At 71.1% G+C, this 16,734-nt stretch carries 15 protein-coding genes; 11 read left to right on the plus strand and 4 right to left on the minus strand.

The features are described 5' to 3' along the window. Positions 1-15 precede the first annotated feature (15 nt). Positions 16-1,437 (minus strand): peptidoglycan recognition protein family protein, encoded by a 1,422-nt coding sequence (locus ACFPP6_RS25680; protein ID WP_382046798.1) that lies wholly within the window; start codon positions 1,435-1,437, stop codon positions 16-18. A 128-nt stretch (positions 1,438-1,565) separates the two neighbouring features. On the opposite strand from ACFPP6_RS25680, the gene ACFPP6_RS25685 reads away from it, so the two are divergent. The 4 genes from ACFPP6_RS25685 to ACFPP6_RS25700 all read left to right on the plus strand — a co-directional run bounded on the left by ACFPP6_RS25685 (position 1,566) and on the right by ACFPP6_RS25700 (position 7,925). After that, complete coding sequence (locus tag ACFPP6_RS25685) at positions 1,566-2,318, plus strand: TIGR03089 family protein (protein ID WP_382046800.1); 753 nt, start codon at positions 1,566-1,568, stop codon at positions 2,316-2,318. Between the two features lie 112 nt (positions 2,319-2,430). Then, complete coding sequence (locus ACFPP6_RS25690) at positions 2,431-3,879, plus strand: LCP family protein (RefSeq protein WP_382046803.1); 1,449 nt, start codon at positions 2,431-2,433, stop codon at positions 3,877-3,879. 228 nt (positions 3,880-4,107) lie between these two features. Beyond that, positions 4,108-5,904, plus strand: a complete 1,797-nt coding sequence (locus ACFPP6_RS25695) for an LCP family protein (protein WP_382046806.1) — start codon at positions 4,108-4,110, stop codon at positions 5,902-5,904. 152 nt (positions 5,905-6,056) lie between these two features. Further along, positions 6,057-7,925: an LCP family protein gene (locus ACFPP6_RS25700; protein ID WP_382046808.1), complete on the plus strand. Its 1,869-nt coding sequence runs from the start codon at positions 6,057-6,059 to the stop codon at positions 7,923-7,925. 57 nt (positions 7,926-7,982) lie between these two features. On the opposite strand, the gene ACFPP6_RS25705 is transcribed toward ACFPP6_RS25700, so the two are convergent. After that, on the minus strand, positions 7,983-8,999 hold the full coding sequence (locus ACFPP6_RS25705) for a glycosyltransferase family 2 protein (RefSeq protein WP_382046811.1): 1,017 nt from the start codon (positions 8,997-8,999) through the stop codon (positions 7,983-7,985). Positions 9,000-9,207: 208 nt separating this feature from the next. On the opposite strand from ACFPP6_RS25705, the gene ACFPP6_RS25710 reads away from it, so the two are divergent. Next, positions 9,208-10,737 (plus strand): LCP family protein, encoded by a 1,530-nt coding sequence (locus ACFPP6_RS25710; RefSeq protein ID WP_382046814.1) that lies wholly within the window; start codon positions 9,208-9,210, stop codon positions 10,735-10,737. Between the two features lie 174 nt (positions 10,738-10,911). On the opposite strand, the gene ACFPP6_RS25715 is transcribed toward ACFPP6_RS25710, so the two are convergent. Further along, positions 10,912-11,457 (minus strand): acyl-CoA thioesterase, encoded by a 546-nt coding sequence (locus ACFPP6_RS25715; protein ID WP_058047192.1) that lies wholly within the window; start codon positions 11,455-11,457, stop codon positions 10,912-10,914. A 118-nt stretch (positions 11,458-11,575) separates the two neighbouring features. On the opposite strand from ACFPP6_RS25715, the gene ACFPP6_RS25720 reads away from it, so the two are divergent. Beyond that, positions 11,576-12,892, plus strand: a complete 1,317-nt coding sequence (locus ACFPP6_RS25720; protein WP_382046817.1) for an LCP family protein — start codon at positions 11,576-11,578, stop codon at positions 12,890-12,892. Between the two features lie 47 nt (positions 12,893-12,939). Here the strand turns inward: ACFPP6_RS25720 and ACFPP6_RS25725 are convergent, their stop codons facing one another. After that, on the minus strand, positions 12,940-13,749 hold the full coding sequence (locus ACFPP6_RS25725) for a VOC family protein (RefSeq protein ID WP_382046819.1): 810 nt from the start codon (positions 13,747-13,749) through the stop codon (positions 12,940-12,942). A 367-nt stretch (positions 13,750-14,116) separates the two neighbouring features. Here ACFPP6_RS25725 and ACFPP6_RS25730 point away from each other — a divergent pair, with 367 nt between their 5' ends. From ACFPP6_RS25730 to ACFPP6_RS25750, 5 genes are all read left to right on the plus strand, one after another. Continuing rightward, a complete protein-coding gene (locus tag ACFPP6_RS25730; RefSeq protein ID WP_382046822.1) occupies positions 14,117-14,350 on the plus strand; it encodes a hypothetical protein in 234 nt (77 codons plus the stop codon). After that, the gene (locus ACFPP6_RS25735; protein WP_382046825.1) at positions 14,331-14,855 is read left to right on the plus strand and encodes a DUF6879 family protein; all 525 of its coding nucleotides are present in this window, start codon (positions 14,331-14,333) and stop codon (positions 14,853-14,855) included. The genes ACFPP6_RS25730 and ACFPP6_RS25735 overlap by 20 nt, the downstream gene beginning before the upstream one ends. A gap of 22 nt (positions 14,856-14,877) precedes the next feature. Beyond that, entirely contained in the window at positions 14,878-15,726 is an 849-nt protein-coding gene (locus ACFPP6_RS25740) for a helix-turn-helix domain-containing protein (RefSeq protein WP_382046828.1), read from the plus strand. A 62-nt stretch (positions 15,727-15,788) separates the two neighbouring features. After that, the gene (locus ACFPP6_RS25745) at positions 15,789-16,076 is read left to right on the plus strand and encodes a hypothetical protein (RefSeq protein ID WP_382046831.1); all 288 of its coding nucleotides are present in this window, start codon (positions 15,789-15,791) and stop codon (positions 16,074-16,076) included. Positions 16,077-16,176: 100 nt separating this feature from the next. Then, positions 16,177-16,662 carry a hypothetical protein gene (locus tag ACFPP6_RS25750; protein ID WP_382046834.1) on the plus strand — a complete coding sequence of 162 codons (486 nt, stop codon included), beginning with the start codon at positions 16,177-16,179 and terminating at the stop codon, positions 16,660-16,662. Positions 16,663-16,734 lie beyond the last annotated feature (72 nt).

A 16,734-nucleotide genomic window follows, 5' to 3' on the forward strand; every position in this document is an offset into this window, starting at 1 on the left:
TGCCCCCGCGCCAGGTCAGCGGCCCTGGAGGCGGGCCGCGGCGGAGCGGGCGGTGCCGAGCTTGCCGTAGAGACGGGCGCCGGGGCACTCCGTGGCGAAGCCGTCGCGGTGCCCGGAGATGGCCTTGAGCTTGACCTTGGTCCCCTTTTTGAACCGATTTCCGCCTCCGGACACCAGGCTCGCGGTGCCGGCCGGGTTGGCGCCGAACAGTCCGAGCTTCCAAGCGGTGAGGTCCGCCACCGCGTCGACCGCCGCGGTGGACGGATTGGTGGTTCCGTACGTTCCGAGAACGGCGATGCCCATGCTGCTGCTGTTGAAACCGAGGGTGTGCGCGCCCTTGACGGGTCTGGCCACGCCTCCCGCGCGGCCCTCGTAGATGGTGCCGCACTTGTCGATGAGGAAGTTGTAGCCCAGGTCCCGCCAGCCGCTGCTCACAACGTGGTAGCGGTAGATACCGCGGATGACGGACGCGGACTGCGAGCAGGAGTAGCGGTTGCCGGAGGCCGTGTGGTGGACGAAGGCCGCGCGGACGGTCCCGGTGTAGGAGAAGCCGGACTCGCGCAGGGACTCGTCGGCGGCCCAGCCGGCCCGGGTGACGATGCGCGGGCGCGGGCCGACGTAGCGCCCGTCGACGCCGCTGTCGTCGACGCCGCTGCCGGGGCGGCCGTAGTCCTCGGGGTCGTAGCCGTCGCCGCCGCCCTGGTCCCCGCCGGACTCCTCGTCGTCCACCTGCAGCTCGCCCGTGCCGGTGTATTCGACGTCGCCCTCGGACTCCGGCTTGCCGAGCGCGGGGATCTCGGTGGCGCCGAGGGGCGCGAGCGGGACGTTGGCGGCGGAGGCGGCGAGTTCGTTCTCGCTGGGGACGGGGGGCGCGGCGGAGCGGGTGCGGTCGGCGCCGGGGTCGACGAGTTCCAGGCGCAGCCCGGAGGGGAGGGCTCCGGCGGGGGTGCGGCCGGTCGTCGCGGCCTCGGGGCGGACGCGGACCTGGATGGCATCGGAGGCGCCGACCCACAGGGGCGCGGTGGATCCGCGCAGCCGTCCCGCGCGGCCCTCGGCCGAGTCGCTGTCGGGGCGGTCGTCGTCGTGGGTCGAGATCTCCTGCCAGCCGGCCCAGTCCTGGCTGCCGACGGGCCGGGTGCGCACCTGGGCGTGGCCGCGCAGTTCCGCCGCGGCGTCGTCCCAGACGATGCCGACCAGCGAGAAGGGCTTGACCTCCAGCTGGGGCAGGCCCTGCTCCGAGGTGGGCTCGGGGCCCGCCGTGCGGCTCTTGGCGTGCAGCGGGACCAGCGGCAGCGACTGGGTGCTGCCGGGCACGGAGCGCGAGGCGAGGCCCGGGTCGTGGGTGGACTGCGAGGCGGAGGACGGGGCGGCGAGGAAGGGCAGGGTGAGGGCGGCGGCGCAGGCGGTCACGGTCGTCGAGACAAGGATTCCACGCATACCGAAAATCTTGGGCATACCTATATAAATCTGTCCATTCGTCAAGTGGCCCACGGGTTCTCCCCGTCCCCCTCCGGCATCGTCCTTCCGACTGACCCGCCCGCGCCCCGCCGCGTACGCTGGCGCCGATGAACGCCACCGATCGCACCCCCGCCGACCTGCTGCGATCCGCGCTCGCCGCGGATCCCTCCCGCCCGCTCGTGACCTTCTACGACGACGCCACCGGCGAGCGCGTGGAATTGTCCGTGGCCACCTTCGCCAATTGGGTGGCGAAGACCGCCAATCTCCTCCAGGGCGATCTCGCCGCCGAGCCGGGCGACCGGCTCGCCCTGCTGCTGCCCGCCCACTGGCAGACGGCCGTGTGGCTGCTGGCCTGCTCGTCCGTCGGCGTGCTGGCCGACGTCGGCGGCGATCCGGCCGCCGCGGACCTCGTCGTCAGCGGGCCCGACACGCTGGAGGAGGCGCGTGCGTGCTCGGGCGAGCGCGTGGCGCTGGCCCTGCGCCCCTTGGGTGGCCGGTTCCCCCAGCCGCCCGCGGGCTTCACCGACTACGCCGTCGAGGTGCCCGCCCAGGGCGACCGCTTCGCCCCGTACGCCCCGGTCGACCCCGGCGCCCCGGCGCTCGCCGTGGGCGGGCTGGAGCTGACCGGCGCCCAGCTCGTGGAGCGGGCCCGCACGGACGCCCACCAGCACGGGCTCGGCGGGGGCTCGCGCATGCTCTCCGGGCTGCCCTACGACTCCTGGGACGGACTGTCCGCCGGGCTGTTCGCCCCGCTCGCCTCCGGGGGCTCGGTGGTGCTCTGCCGCCACCTCGACCGGCTCTCCGGCGGCGGCCTCGACAAGCGCCGGGAGAGTGAGCGCGTCACCGTGACGGCCCTCTGACGCTGCCGCGGGGCCGCACTCGGGCGATGATCGGCGTACGGACCGAGTACGGCACCCCGAGGAGGGACGCAGCGCAACCGTGACCCAGAGCCCAGGAAGGCCCGGCCCCCCGGTGACACCGTCCTGCTCCGCCTTCTTCGAGGAGCCGGACGAGCCGCCGCCCGCGCCCCGCCGGCGCCGCCGCTGGCTGCGCTGGCTCGCTCTGGGCACGGCGCTGGCGGTGCTGGCCGTCGTCGCGCTGGGCTGGTACCTCTACGAACGGCTCAACGGCAACATCAAGACGGACACGGCCACCGCGGACGAGCTGCGGCGCTGGGAGAAGGAGCGCCCCACGGCCCTGGTCAAGGGCGCCCAGAACATCCTGATCATCGGCTCGGACACCCGCAGCGGCGCGGGCAACGGCCAGTACGGCGAGGACAGCGGCACCCAGCGCTCGGACACCACGATCCTGCTGCACGTGGCCGCCGACCGGAAGAGCTCGACCGCCGTCAGCCTCCCGCGCGACCTGATGTCGATGATCCCCCGGTGCCGGCGGCCGGACGGCACCGAGACGAACAAGCGCTTCGCGCAGTTCAACTGGGCGTTCGAGCAGGCGGGCCCGGCCTGCACGATCCGTACGGTCGAGAAGCTCAGCGGCATCCGCATCACCCACCACGTGATCGTGGACTTCAACGGCTTCAAGCACCTGGTCGACGCGGTGGAGGGGGTCGAGGTGTGCCTCAAGCAGGCCGTCGACGACCAGGAGGCGCGGCTGAAGCTGCCGGCCGGCCGCCAGACCCTCAACGGCGAGCAGGCGCTCGGGTACGTCCGCGCCCGCTACAGCCTCGGCGGCGGCAGCGACACCGAGCGGATGGGGCGACAGCAGCAGTTCCTCGGCGCGCTGTTCAAGGAGATGCAGAGCGACGGGGTGCTGCTCAACCCCGCCCGGCTCTACCCGGTGCTGGACGCCGCCACGTCCTCGCTCACCACGGACGCCGGCCTCGACTCGCTGCGCAAGATGTACGACCTGGTGCGCACCGTGCGGACCGTCCCGAGCGAACGCGCGCAGTTCCTGACCGTGCCGCGCCGCCCGTACCCGTACAACCCCAACCGGGACGAACTGGTGCAGCCGGACGCCGACCAGCTCTTCAGGCAACTGCGCGAGGACCGGCCGGTGTCGGTGACCGGAAACGTCCGGGCGGCGGAGAACAAGCCCGGGGACGGCAGGCCGGGAGCGGGCAAGCCCGGGGCCGAGGAGGGGCCCGACGGATCGGAGGGGCCGGGGGGGCAGGTGAGCCCGGAGGGGCCGGGCAGTCCCGAGGGGCCGTCAGGAACATGGGGAACCACGGGAACCGGGGGTCCGGCGTGGACGCCGGGCACCGGGGGGACCGGAGGAGGCCCGGCCGCGCCCGGCACTTCCCGCACGCCGCGCGGGGTCACCGGCCGTAACGCCACGGCCCCGCCCTCCGGCGGCGGATCCGCCCCGCCCGCGAGCGCCCCGGCGGGCACCGCCGGCACCGCGCCGGGCACCGCTCCCCCCACCTACGAAGGAACCACGGCCGCACGCGGCATCTGTGGATGAATCGCTCAAAGCTCGCGAACGGGTCTTCCCGTTCGGCGAATGGATTGAGCAGATTGCCCAGTTGTAGGGGAGTGGAATTTGTCACCGGCGTCGCTTGACGCTGAACTGGGCGGATAGTGTGAGCGATCCGGTGCGCACGGCCGTGCTGACCGCGCACTGCACAGACGACGTGACCGAGCGCCTCGGGGGGTAGGCGCCGCGTGGCACCGACGGAGGATTCAAGCGACCGTGGACGCGCAAGGCCGTGGGCGGGCGGGCGGTATCGACCCCGCCGACCAGTGGGTCTTCGACCCCAAAACCGGCAGCTACGAGCTGCGTCTCGACCATGCCGACGAGGCGGATCCGGCCTCCGGCACGGGCTCTCCTCCCTCGGACATCACCGATCCCTCCGGCTCGGCCAGCTCTTTCGTGCCGTCCTCGAAGGCGGCCCCGGGCCCGGCACCGCGCCCCAAGACGGCGGGCGGCGGGCGGCGGGACGTGCCGGGCCAGCGCATCACCGGCCGGCGCGGCGGGGCCAAGCCGGGAGCCAAGGCGTCGGTCAAACCCGCGATGGGCAGGCGCAAGCCCAAACCGAAGAAGTCCGCCAAGAAGAAGGCGCTGCTGTGGACCGGGGGGACGCTGGCCTTCGTCCTGGTCGGCGGCTCGCTGGGCGCCTATCTGCTCTACGAGCACTTCAACAGCAACCTGAACAAGGTCGACGTCGGCATCAACAACGGCGCCGTCATCAAGGGCCCCGTCAACATCCTGGTCATCGGTACCGACAAGCGTGACGGCGAGGGCAACAAGGGCTACGGCGACGAGGGCAGCGTCGGCCACGCCGACACCACGCTCCTCTTCCACGTCTCCGAGGACCGGTCGAACGCCACCGCGCTCTCCATCCCGCGCGACATGATCACCGACATCCCGGAGTGCACCACCAAGAAGGACGGGAAGACCAAGACCATCCCCGGCTCGAAGGGCGTCCGCTTCAACGAGAGCCTGGGCCAGGAGGACCGCGACCCCGGCTGCACCTGGCGGACCGTCGAGGCCCTCACGGGGCTGAAGGTCAGTCACTTCATGATGGCCGACTTCAACGCCGTCAAGCGGATGTCGTCGGCGGTCGGCGGCGTCGAGGTGTGCCTGGCCAAGGACATCGACGACCCCAAGTCGCACCTCAAGCTCAGCAAGGGCCGGCACAAGATCGAGGGTGAGGACGCCCTCGCGTTCGTGCGGACCCGGCACAGCGTCGGCTTCGAGAGCGACCTGGACCGGATCAAGCTCCAGCAGCAGTTCCTGAGCTCGATGATCCGCGAGATGAAGTCCGACGACACCTTCACCAACCCCAAGAAGCTCTACAACCTGGGCGACGCGGCCACGAAGTCACTGACCGTCGACTCCGGCATAGGGTCCGTCAGCGATCTGACCAAGCTGGCCAAGGACCTCAGCCGGGTCAACCTCAAGAACATCACCTTCGCGACCGTCCCCGTCGTCGACAACCCCGCCGAGGGCAAGAACCACAAGACCGTCGTCCTCGACAAGGCGAAGGCCGAGCCGCTGTTCGCGATGGTCCGTCAGGACGTCTCCCTCACCGAGGTGAAGGAGAAGGAGAAGAAGGAGCAGGAGCAGGCCGACGCCAAGCAGGCGGCCCTGCTGCAGGGCCCCCGCGCGGAGCCCGCGGCCGTCCGGGTCAAGGTCCTCAACGGCAGCGGCAGGATCGGCGCGGCCCAGGAGGCCGTCCGCTGGATGCAGAACAGCAAGGGCATCGTCCGCAGCAGCAACGGCGGCAACGGCAAGAAGTCCGACAAGACGGTCCTGGAGTTCTCCCCCGCCCAGGCCGACCAGGCGCGCCGCGTCGCCGACGTGATGGGCCTGTCCGCCGACGCCCTCAAGGAGACCTCCGGCGGCGCCGCTCCGGCCGAGTTGACCCTCACCCTGGGCTCGGACTTCAAGGCGGCGGGCACCCCCGTCAACGCTCCGGCGCCCGCAAAGGCGCCGGAAGGCATCCAAAAGGTCGAAGCGGACGACAAGAACATCTGCGCCAAGTGAACCCAGGCACCGCGCACATGCATCTCACTATCGGGCGGCCGGTCTGTTGATCAGCAGGCCGGCCCTGCCGCGCGACCCGCTGGGCGCGCACCGATCCATGAGAGACGACACGCCTGCCCATCGGGCCGGACGCACCATTTAGGGGAGGCCTGATGCGGCAGAGCAGTGTGCGGGGGCCGCGGGCGCGCAAGAGCGTGCCGGGGGCACGTGAAGACGGCGGCAAGGGCGCACCGGCCGGCGACACCGAGGCGGCACAAGAGGCCGAAACGGCCGGGACAGCCGGGACAGCCGGGAAGAGCGGAGACGCCGGAAAGCCGGAGAAGGCCGGAAAGCGCGGGAAACGCGGGAAGGCCGCGAAAGCCACGAAGGCCGGCGGGGCCGGGAAGGGTGGCGCTCCCGTCAGCCGGCGCACCCGCGCGGCCCGAATAGCCCGCTGGGCCGCGCTCTGCCTCGCGGTCCTCGTCCTCGGCGTCTCGGCCGCCGGCTACTTCTACTACCAGCACCTCAACGGCAATCTGAAGAAGGACCCGCTCAACCTCGGCGACAAGCGCCTCGACCGCAGCGCCGCCAACGCCGCGGGCCAGCGCCCGCTGAACATCCTCCTCCTCGGCTCCGACAGCCGGAACTCGGCGGAGAACGTCGCCCTCGGCGGCGCCCGCGAGGACGCCGGGCGCAAGCCCCTCGCCGACGTCCAGATGCTCGTGCACGTCTCGGCCGACCGCAGCAACATGTCGGTCATCAGCGTCCCGCGCGACACCCGGGTCACGATCCCCAAGTGCACCGACCCCGACGACGGGACGGTCTACAAGGAGACGAACCGGCAGATCATCAACACCAGCCTGATGAACGGCGGACCCGGCTGCACCGTCGCCGCCTGGGAAGAGCTCACCGGCATCCCCATCGACCACTTCATGATGATCGACTTCGCGGGCGTGGTGAGCATGGCCGACGCCGTCGGCGGCGTCCCGGTCTGCGTGGACAACAACGTCCACGACAAGGACTCCGGCCTGCGTCTGACGAAGGGCACGCACAACGTCAAGGGCGAGCAGGCCCTGCAGTGGCTGCGCACGCGCCACGGCTTCGAGGACGGCAGCGACATCGGCCGCACCCACGCCCAGCACATGTACATGAACGCGATGGTCCGCCAGCTGAAGGCCGGCACCAAGCTCACCGACCCGGACAAGCTCACCGACCTCGCCGAGGCCGCCACCAAGGCGCTCACCGTCGACAAGGACCTCGGCTCGGTCAAGAAGCTCTACGACCTCGCCGACGACCTCAAGCGCGTGCCGTCCGGCCGGATCACCATGACCACCATGCCGTGGGTGTCGGACCCCTGGAACCCGGACGCCCACGTCGTCCCCAAGCCGGGCGACGCGGAGCAGCTGTTCTCGCTCGTCCGCCGCGACATCGCGCTCGACGGCAAGGACAGGAAGAAGGACGACAAGAGCACCGTGCCGACCTCGCCGGCCTCCCCCAAGGGCTCCGTCGAGGTGACGGTCTTCAACGGCACCGGCACCGCCACCCAGCCCGTCGCCACCGGCCGCGGCGCCGAGATCGCCGCGGCGCTCGTCAAGCAGGGCTTCACCAAGGCCACGTCGGACTCCACGCCGAAGGCCCAGGCCGACACGACGCTCCGGTACGCCAAGACGTCCCAGCGGGCCGACGCCGAGGCCCTGGCCAAGGCCCTCGGGCTGCCGGAGCGGGCGGTGCGGATGTCCACCGCGGTCGAGGGGCTGACCCTGGTGATCGGCGGGGACTGGCGCACGGGGACGACGTACCCGAAGGGCGACGACGCCGCAGCCGCGGACGAGAAGACCGGGAAGGGCGAGAAGGACAAGGCGGGCGAGAAGGGCGAGAAGAGCGGGAAGCCCGGCGACGACAAGGCCCAGGGCGACGACAAGCCCAAGAAGGATGCCGGCAACGCCGACAACGCCGACAACAAGGCCCCCGAGAGCTCGGACCCCCTCAACGGCAACGACACCTCCGCCTGCATGAAGGTGAACTCGCTGAATCGTTTCTGAGCATGCGAAGAGGCCGGACGATCCTGTCGTCCGGCCTCTCGCGGAGGAACGGCGGGGTCAGCCCGCCCGCACGGGCTCGCGGCGGCTGGCGATGACCTTCTTCGCCAGCGACCGCGGGCTGGTCAGGAAGCCGAAGCCCCACGACATGTGCATCGTCGCCAGGGCGACCGGGATCTGCACCCGCGCCTTCAGCGGCAGGCCCTTGCCCGCCGGCACCGAACCGGCGGTGATCGCCGCCAGGTAGCCGGCCGGCACGACCAGGCCCCACGGGGTGACGGCGGCGCCGGCCACGAGACCCGCGGCGATGGCGACGACGGCGGTCGGCGCGGCCAGGTAGCGCAGGTTGATCGAGCCCTGGTGGTAGCGGGCCACGACGTGGCGCCAGCGGCCGTAGTCCTTGTACTGCTTGGCCAGCGCCTTCACGCTCGGGCGCGGCCGGTAGGAGACCTTCAGCTCCGGCGAGAACCAGATCAGCCCGCCCGCCTCGCGGATGCGGAAGTTCAGCTCCCAGTCCTGGGCGCGGATGAACTCCTCGTTGTACCCGCCCTGCTGCTCCAGCGCCTCGCGCCGGAAGACGCCCAGGTACACGGTCTCGGCGGGGGCGGCGGCGCCTCCGGTGTGGAAGGCGGCGTTGCCGACGCCGACCTTGGAGGTCATCGCGGCGGCGACGGCCTGCTCCCAGGCGTTCTCCCCCTCGGCGTGCATGATGCCGCCGACGTTCTGCGCGCCGGTCTCGTCGAGCAGGCGCACGGCCGTCGCGATGTAGTTCGGCGACAGCATCCCGTGGCCGTCCACGCGCACCACGATCGGGTGGCGGGAGGCCTTGATCGCGGCGTTGAGGGCGGCGGGCGTGCGGCCGGTGGGGTTCGGCACGGTGTGGACCCGGGGGTCCTCCCGTACGAGCTCGGCGGCGATCTCGTCCGTACGGTCCGTGGACGGGCCGAGGGCGATCACCACCTCCAGCTCGCCGGCGTACTCCTGCTCCAGGATGTGCCGCACTGACGTGCGCAGATGCCGCTCCTCATTGAGCACCGGCATGATCACGGAAACGGCGGGCGGCTGCTGTTCGGACATGGTTCCTCGGGGATACGGGGTCCCCCCGGCGGGGTGGAGGGAGCCGACGGAGTCGTCCGTCACGTTACCGCTAATGGCGGAACGGACGCTCCCGCCCGGGTGGCAGCGGGGACCGGAACGGCGTGGGGACGCGGGCCGCTGATCGTATTGACCTACGTTATCCGTCCCCGTCCCGCCCGCATCCCGTCCGTCGTGGAGGCCCTCGCCCATGACCGAACCGGCCCCGAGTCCCCACCCGCGCCGGGCCCGCCACGGCGCGCCCCGCCGGCCGCGCTGGGGGCTGCGCCTCGCCACGTGCGCCGCCGTGGCCGTGCTGGCCGCGGGCGGCATCGGGCACGCGGTGGTCACCGACATCGACAGCCGGATCGGCCGGGTGGACCCCTTCAGCGGCCTGTCGAACCGGCCGCCCGTCGCCGTCAGCAAGGGCATGAACATCCTGCTCGTGGGCACCGACGCCCGCGACCGGATCGACCCCGAGGAGCGGCGCCGCTACCACCTGGGCGGCACGGCCTGTCACTGCACGGACACGGTGATGCTGCTGCACCTGTCCGCGGCCCGGGACCGCGTCTCCGTCGTCAGCCTGCCCCGTGACACCTACGCCGAGATTCCCGCGCACGTCGACGAGGCCGGCCGCCCACGGCCCGCCCACGCGCAGAAGCTGAACGCCGCCTACGCCGAGGGCGGGCCCGGGCTGACCGTACGGACCGTGGAGCTGCTCACCGGGGTCCACGTCGATCACTACCTGGAGGTCGACTTCACCAGCTTCATGCGGACCGTGGACGTGGTGGGCGGGGTGCAGGTGTGCTCGGCACGGCCGCTGCGGGACCCGTACAGCGGGCTCGACCTGCCGCCCGGCACGAGCACCCTCAACGGCGGGCAGGCCCTGCAGTACGTGCGCTCACGGCACCTCGACGGGGCCTCCGACCTGGGCCGGATGCAGCGGCAGCAGCGCTTCCTGGCCTCGCTGCTGCACACGGCGACGGACGGCGGGGCGCTGCTGAACCCGGTGAAGTTCCAGCAGGTCGCCGCGACGCTGCTGGGCTCGGTGCGCGCGGACCGGGGCTTCGACGGCGAGACGCTCATCGGGCTCGGCCGGGCGATGAAGAACCTCTCGCCCGCCTCCGCGGAGTTCGCCTCGGTGCCGGTGGGGTCCGCGGACTATCCCGTGCCGCGGGTCGGCTCGACGGTGAAGTGGGACGACGAGGCGGCCGCCCGTCTCTTCGAGGCGCTGCGCGAGGACCGTCCGCTGACGGCCCGGTCGCAGCGGCAGGCGCACGACGCGAAGCCGCCGGTGCCGCGGCCCGCGCCGTCGCCTACGGAGGCGGCGCCCGGGCAGGTCCGCGTCCAGGTCTACAACGGCTCCGGACGGCGGGGGCTCGCCCGCGAGACGGACCGGGCGCTGCGGGACCGGGGCTTCGCCACGACCGGGCTGCCCGCGGACGCGCCCGGGCCGCCGGTGCGGCGCACGGTGATCCAGTACGACCCGCGCTGGGACCACGCGGTCCGGACGCTGGCGTCGGCGCTGCCGGACGCGGAGCTCCGCGCCGTGCCGGGCCAGGGCCCGCTGATGAAGGTGACGGTGGGCACGGACTTCAGGGCGGTGACCCCGGTGCCCCCGGTGAAGCCGCAGTCCCCGCAGAGCCCGCAGTCACCGCAGGCACCGCGGCGCGGGACGGGCCCGAGCCAGCGGGCGGTCTCCGGCGACCAGGTCCTGTGCCCGGAGAAGAGCCTGGTGTAGTCCGGCACCGCCGGACACCGGCGTCGTGGCGGATCGCCGTTGCGGCGGGATGAAGGTGCCGACCGCCTTTCATCCCGCCGCAACGGCGCGCAAGCACGACGGGCACGGCCCGGCGGTGCCGGACCCGCCGGGACCACGCGGCGCCCGGGCGCGCCCGGAACCCTCCGCGGAGGGTCAGTCCTCGATGCCCTCCGCGGCCCGGGCGTCCCGCAGTTCCTTGATCGCGCGCCGCCGCGCGAGGCGGTGCGTGCGGCGGATCTGCGCCTCCTGGTAGCGCCGCCGGTCCCGCTCGGTCTCCGGGAGCACCGGCGGCACGGGCCGCGGCTTGCCGTTCTCGTCGACGGCCGCGAAGACGAGGTACGCGCTGCCGACCTGGACCGCGGGCGTCGACTCGTTCCAGCGCTCGGCGAGCACCCGGACGCCGACCTCCATGGAGGACCGCCCGGTCCAGTTGACCTGGGCCTTCACATGGACGAGGTCACCGACGCGGACCGGCTCGAGGAAAGCCATCTCGTCCATGGAGGCGGTGACCGCGGGGCCTCCGGAGTGCCGGCCGGCCACTGCGCCGGCGACGTCGTCCACCAGCTTCATGATCACACCGCCGTGGACGGTGCCCAGCAGATTGGTGTCACTGCCGGTCATGATGTGGGAGAGCGTCGTACGGGCGGCCGACGTCGGCTTGCCGGCCGTCTCCTGCTCCGGGTGGTCCTGAATGGTCATGTCCACCACTGTATGCCGGGTGGGTGAACGCCGGAGGATTGCATCAGGTCTGCAACAGCAGCCCCGGGAACCCGTAGACGATCTCCGTGCCGGGCGGCCGACAGGCACACTTCGTTGCATGAGCGATTGGTCCGGTGGGCGGAGCGACGAGCGGCGGCAGGCCTACGGGCGCGGCAGCGCCGGCGCCGAGCCGGAGGGTGCGCGCGCCATGCCGCACGTGCGGCGTGCGGCGCCGCCCCAGCAGTACAGCCCGCCCCAGGGCTACGACGAGGCCCCGGTCGCCGGCGGCCACCGCGTCGTCGGCCAGGGCGGTCCCGGTGACGGGTACAACACCGGGCAGGTCTACGGCCGCGGCACGCCGAACGGCCCGGGAGCGGGTCCCGGCGGCCCCGGGGGCCCGGGCGGACCCGGCGGGGGCGGCCCCCGCCCGCAGCGCACCGCCCGCCCGGACTGGCGCAGGCGCATCAAGATCGGTCTGGTGACCTTCGTCGTCCTGCTGCTGGCTGTCTCGCTCGGCACGTACTTCTGGGCCGACTCCAAGCTCCGCCACGAGGTGGACCTGAGCAAGGTCAAGGAACGGCCGCCGGCCGGCGAGGGCACCAACTACCTGATCGTCGGTTCGGACAGCCGCGAGGGCCTGTCGGACGAGGACAAGAAGGACCTGCACACGGGGTCGGCGGACGGCAAGCGCACCGACTCGATGATGATCCTGCACACCGGCGACAACGGCACCACGATGCTGAGCCTGCCGCGCGACTCCTGGGTCACCATCCCCGCCTTCACGGGCCAGAAGTCCGGCAAGCGGTTCCCGAAGTCCACCCACAAGCTGAACCAGGCGTACTCGGACGGCGGCGCGGAGCTGCTCGCGCAGACCATCGAGTTCAACACCGGCCTGCGCATCGACCACTACGCGGAGATCGGCTTCGGCGGCTTCCGCAACCTGGTCGACGCGCTGGGCGGCGTCGAGATGTGCCTCGACAAGCCGCTGAAGGACCGGGACTCGGGCGCGGACTTCAAGGCGGGCTGCCAGGAGCTGGACGGCGCCCAGTCGCTGGCCTTCGTGCGCCAGCGCCACCAGGAGGCCGACCAGGACCTCGGCCGGATGCGCAACCAGCAGAAGTTCCTGAACACGCTCGCGAAGCAGGCGGCCTCACCCTCGACCGTCCTCAACCCCTTCCGCCTCTACCCGGTGATCGGCTCGGGGCTCGACACGCTCATCGTCGACAAGGACATGGGGCTGTTCGACCTGATGGACATGTTCTGGGCCATGAAGGGCGTCACGGGCGGCGACGGACAGCAGATGACCGTGCCCATCGCCACCGCGAACCTGCCCACGCCCAATGACGGCGTGGCCGTGAAGTGGGACATGACCAAGGCCAACGAGCTCTTCGGGCAGCTGAAGAAGGACCAGAAGGTCACCGTCTCCGACAAGTGAGGCGCTCCGGCCTGGACCGGCCGGCCGGCTCAGGCCGGCTGGTCGGCTCAGGCCGGCTGGTCGGGCGGCGTCGCGTTGATGACGGCGAAGACGCCGCCCTGCGGGTCCTGCACGACGGCCATGCGGCCCGCCATCATGTCGAACGGCGGCTTGAGGACGTTGCCCCCGGCGCGCACCAGCGCGTCGACCGTGCCGTCGGTGTCGTCGACCGCGAAGTACGTCAGCCAGTGCGAGGGAGCGTCCTCGGGGATGCCCTCGATGCTGGCCAGCCCCTGGAGCCCGCCGACCATGCGGCCGTCCACCTCCAGCGAGAAGTAGCCCGTGGCGCCCTCCATCGGGGTGGCCTTGATGCCGAGCGCCTTGGCGTAGAAGCCCGAGGCGGTGGCGGTGTCGCTGGTGTTGAGCTCGTTCCAGATCACGGCGCCCGGCTCGTTGACCACGCCCGCGCCGGGGAAGTCGCGCGCCTGCCACAGGCCGAAGACGGCGCCCGTGGGGTCGGTGGCCACGGACATCCGGCCGAGGGTCATGACGTCCATGGCGGGCATCATCACCTCGCCGCCGTTGGTGGCGATACGCGACTGGGTGGCGTCCACGTCGGCGGTCGCGAGGTAGGTGGTCCACACCGAGGGCGGCATCGGGTCGGGCTTGCTGCCGTCGGGGTTCATCGCCGCCATGATGCCGGCGACGGGCTTGCCGTTCATCGAGCAGACCGCGTAACCGCCGGTCTCGGGCGGCCCGACCTCTCCCTGCCAGCCGAACAGGTCGCGGTAGAAGTCGAGCGCCGCCTGCTGGTCGGGGACCATGAGGTCGACCCAGCAGGGGGTACCGGGAGCGTAGGGGCCGGTTACGTCGGGCATGACGGGCGCCTCCAGGCGGCGGGCGGATACGGACGTCCCCCCAGCAGGATCGGCCCCGCCGTGCCCGGACGCCAGTGGCGCTCCCCCGTACGGGGAACGCCACCGGCCGCAACGCCTACGGGCTACTTCGGCAGGTTGCGCGCCATGACGATGCGCTGGACCTGGTTCGTGCCCTCGTATATCTGCGTGCTTCACGGGCAACAAGGCCCTGACCTGCACAGATGACCACCTGACAGGGGCCCTCCCCAGCATTTCCCCATGATCACCCGCGTGGGCTCCGGGCCAGTCGCACGCCCTCTTGACGGCAGGCCGCGCGAGTACGAGGGTCGTGCAACCGATCGCAACTGGCTCGACAACGGAGGTCGTTATGGCACTACGGTTCGTCGGGAAAGATCCGGAGTCAGGAGATCACGGCTCCCCGGCCGTCTGGGTCGACGAGGGCACGAAGGATCTCCTGTTCCAGGGCTGGAAGGCGGACGACCAGACGCGGGGGGCCTGCGCGGCGGACGTCTCGCAGCCCGACCACGAGGCAGTGATCCGGGTACCGAAGCGGATGATCCCGCTTCTTAGGGAGGCGCTTGATGTCGCAGAGCTTGAATAGCTTTGCCGACCTGTTGCGGTCCGTAGAGCGCTCGGCGGTGCATCTGGAGATGCGCGACGCGTACGGAGTGGAGAACGAGATCGAGGGCTTCGCGGCATGGAAGACGGGGCACCGCCTCAATCCAGCAGATCGCGAGTCCTGGTGGCGGCCCTGGCTGGACCTGGTGCAGGAGGTCACAGGCAAGGGCGTGACCATGCGCCGTGCCCGCATCGTGTCGGAGCCCGTCAGCGACTACATCCGCTTCGAGCACTCCGGGACGTTCACCAACGTCGCAGCCGGTGAGGACATCCGTTGGCTGCCGAGACGGCAGGCATCGGACCTCGCACTCCCCGGCAATGACTTCTGGCTCTTCGACGGTCGAGTGGTGCAGTTCAACATCTTCGACGGCGACGGCCGATGGGTGCAGACGGACCAGACGGAGGACGCTGCTACGGCGAGGCTCTGCGCGTCAGCCTTCGAAGCAGTGTGGGAGCGCGCCATCCCGCACGAGAAGTACACGGTCTGACGCGGGCCGGGTCGGTCAGCTCATGTCTTCGTCCCCCTTCTCCAGCGCCCAAGCGGCACGGGCTGCCATCGCGTCCCGCCTGGACGAGATCAGGAGAGACGCAGGGATCACAGGACACGAGCTGGCCGCCCGGTGCGGCTGGCACAAGTCGAAGTCATCACGCATCGCCCGGGGCAGGACCCTGCCCTCCGACGCCGACATCAGGGCATGGTGCGCAGCCTGCGGAGCCGAAGAACAAGCGGCCGACCTGATAGCTGCATCCCGGACCGCCGAGTCCATGTACGTCCAGTGGAAGCAGATCCACCGCGACGGGATGCGCCGCGTTCACCAGAAGACGACCCCGCTCTACCAGCGCACCCGGCACTTCCGCGTGTACGCCTCGAACCTCATACCCGGGATGCTCCAGACTGCCGAGTACGCAACTGGCCTCCTCCGATCCATCACGGAGTTTCAGCAGACTCCCGATGACGTCGAGGCTGCGGTGAAGGCACGCCTCGACCGTTCGCGGGTCGTACGTGAAGGCGACCACCGCTTCGCCTTGCTCATAGAGGAAGCCGTCCTCTATTACCGCGTGTGCGACGACGCGGCCATGGCCGGGCAGCTTGGCTACCTTCTCTCGGTCATGGCCCAGGCGAACGTCTCGCTCGGCGTGATCCCCTTCGGGGCTCGCCGGAGGATCTGGCCTCTGGAAGCGTTCTACGCCTTCGACGAGGGGCTGGTGGCCGTCGAGACGCTGACAGCCGAGATCAACGTGGCGGCGCCCGGGGAGGTCGGTACGTACCTCAAAGCCTTCGCGGAACTGTCGCAGATCGCCGTTCACGGTGCGCAGGCTCGGGCCCACATCACCAAGGCCATCGACTCCCTAGCCTGAATCTCTGCAACCGCGTGCAACTTTCTGGCAGTTGCCCCCCTCGGGTTCCTAGCGTCTTCGCCATGACCACGGACATCGGAGCAGCCGCACAGCAAGCCGACGCCTTCCTGGCAGGCAAGAAGAAGGCCGACGACACGGCTTTCATGCTGGGACGAGTGCTGGCGGAGATGGGCATCCGGGTGGGTGACAGGGACTCCTGGCCCCAGCTGATGGGTCGGGCCTCCCTCTCCGGCGAGCCGTCGGTCTTCCTGGGAACCGTGCCCCTGCCCACCGTGCGAAAGCTGATCAACGCGCTGATCTACGCCGAGTCGGCGCAGCGAAGCCAGCGCGACCAGGGCCACAACGCATAGCCCAGTGTCCTTCTGAAGCGCCCGTCCAGTCGCCTCCGTGACGGTCGGCGGCTGGGGCGGGTTCCGGCGCACCACCCCGCTCCATCGAGGGAAAGGGAACATGGTGGCAACAGCACTCCAGACGCGGACCCGCGATCCGCGCATCATCCTCAACACCGTGCAGGAACAAGTACCGCACCTGGTCACCGACGTGGGGGTAGAGGACCTGTGGGAGCGCGAGGTTCGCTTGCTGCTGCGTGACAGCGTGGCCGTCCGCAGCCTCGCCGAACGCATCCTCGGACAGGGCATCGCCTACCTGATCACAGCCATGGAGAACCCCGGCGTGGACATGGGCGTCGGGTACACCGTGGACATCGGCGTCCATCAGCTCATCCTCGACACGCCCCTCTACTTCGCCCTGTGCGAGGAGTACAACGGCGGGCGGTACAAGCACCACGCCCCGCTCATTGAGCGTCGCCGGGACGGCACCGTGATGCGCACGGCCGAGCTGCTGCGCCAGAACGGCTTCACCGTCGATGAGGAGCTGTGGTCCGTGGACGCGTCCGACTGCTCGCCGTGTGACAACAAGGTCCCCGACAGCCACTGACGCGGCACTAGAGTGCCCTCGCCCCGGACTCCGAACGAGGGGTGGGGGCACCCTCTTGCCCGCCCCGACATA

Source organism: Streptomyces aureoversilis (genome assembly GCF_042657885.1).
Classification (GTDB): domain Bacteria; phylum Actinomycetota; class Actinomycetes; order Streptomycetales; family Streptomycetaceae; genus Streptomyces; species Streptomyces aureoversilis.

What these genes read in the sequence shown, in the direction of transcription:
- ACFPP6_RS25680 (WP_382046798.1), bottom strand. Translation starts at nt 1,437, where the DNA reads ATGCGTGGAATCCTTGTCTCGACGACCGTGACCGCCTGCGCCGCCGCC.
- ACFPP6_RS25685 (WP_382046800.1), top strand. Translation starts at nt 1,566, where the DNA reads ATGAACGCCACCGATCGCACCCCCGCCGACCTGCTGCGATCCGCGCTC.
- ACFPP6_RS25700 (WP_382046808.1), top strand. Translation starts at nt 6,057, where the DNA reads ATGCGGCAGAGCAGTGTGCGGGGGCCGCGGGCGCGCAAGAGCGTGCCG.
- ACFPP6_RS25705 (WP_382046811.1), bottom strand. Translation starts at nt 8,999, where the DNA reads ATGTCCGAACAGCAGCCGCCCGCCGTTTCCGTGATCATGCCGGTGCTC.
- ACFPP6_RS25710 (WP_382046814.1), top strand. Translation starts at nt 9,208, where the DNA reads ATGACCGAACCGGCCCCGAGTCCCCACCCGCGCCGGGCCCGCCACGGC.
- ACFPP6_RS25715 (WP_058047192.1), bottom strand. Translation starts at nt 11,457, where the DNA reads ATGACCATTCAGGACCACCCGGAGCAGGAGACGGCCGGCAAGCCGACG.
- ACFPP6_RS25720 (WP_382046817.1), top strand. Translation starts at nt 11,576, where the DNA reads ATGAGCGATTGGTCCGGTGGGCGGAGCGACGAGCGGCGGCAGGCCTAC.
- ACFPP6_RS25725 (WP_382046819.1), bottom strand. Translation starts at nt 13,749, where the DNA reads ATGCCCGACGTAACCGGCCCCTACGCTCCCGGTACCCCCTGCTGGGTC.
- ACFPP6_RS25730 (WP_382046822.1), top strand. Translation starts at nt 14,117, where the DNA reads ATGGCACTACGGTTCGTCGGGAAAGATCCGGAGTCAGGAGATCACGGC.
- ACFPP6_RS25735 (WP_382046825.1), top strand. Translation starts at nt 14,331, where the DNA reads ATGTCGCAGAGCTTGAATAGCTTTGCCGACCTGTTGCGGTCCGTAGAG.
- ACFPP6_RS25740 (WP_382046828.1), top strand. Translation starts at nt 14,878, where the DNA reads ATGTCTTCGTCCCCCTTCTCCAGCGCCCAAGCGGCACGGGCTGCCATC.
- ACFPP6_RS25745 (WP_382046831.1), top strand. Translation starts at nt 15,789, where the DNA reads ATGACCACGGACATCGGAGCAGCCGCACAGCAAGCCGACGCCTTCCTG.
- ACFPP6_RS25750 (WP_382046834.1), top strand. Translation starts at nt 16,177, where the DNA reads ATGGTGGCAACAGCACTCCAGACGCGGACCCGCGATCCGCGCATCATC.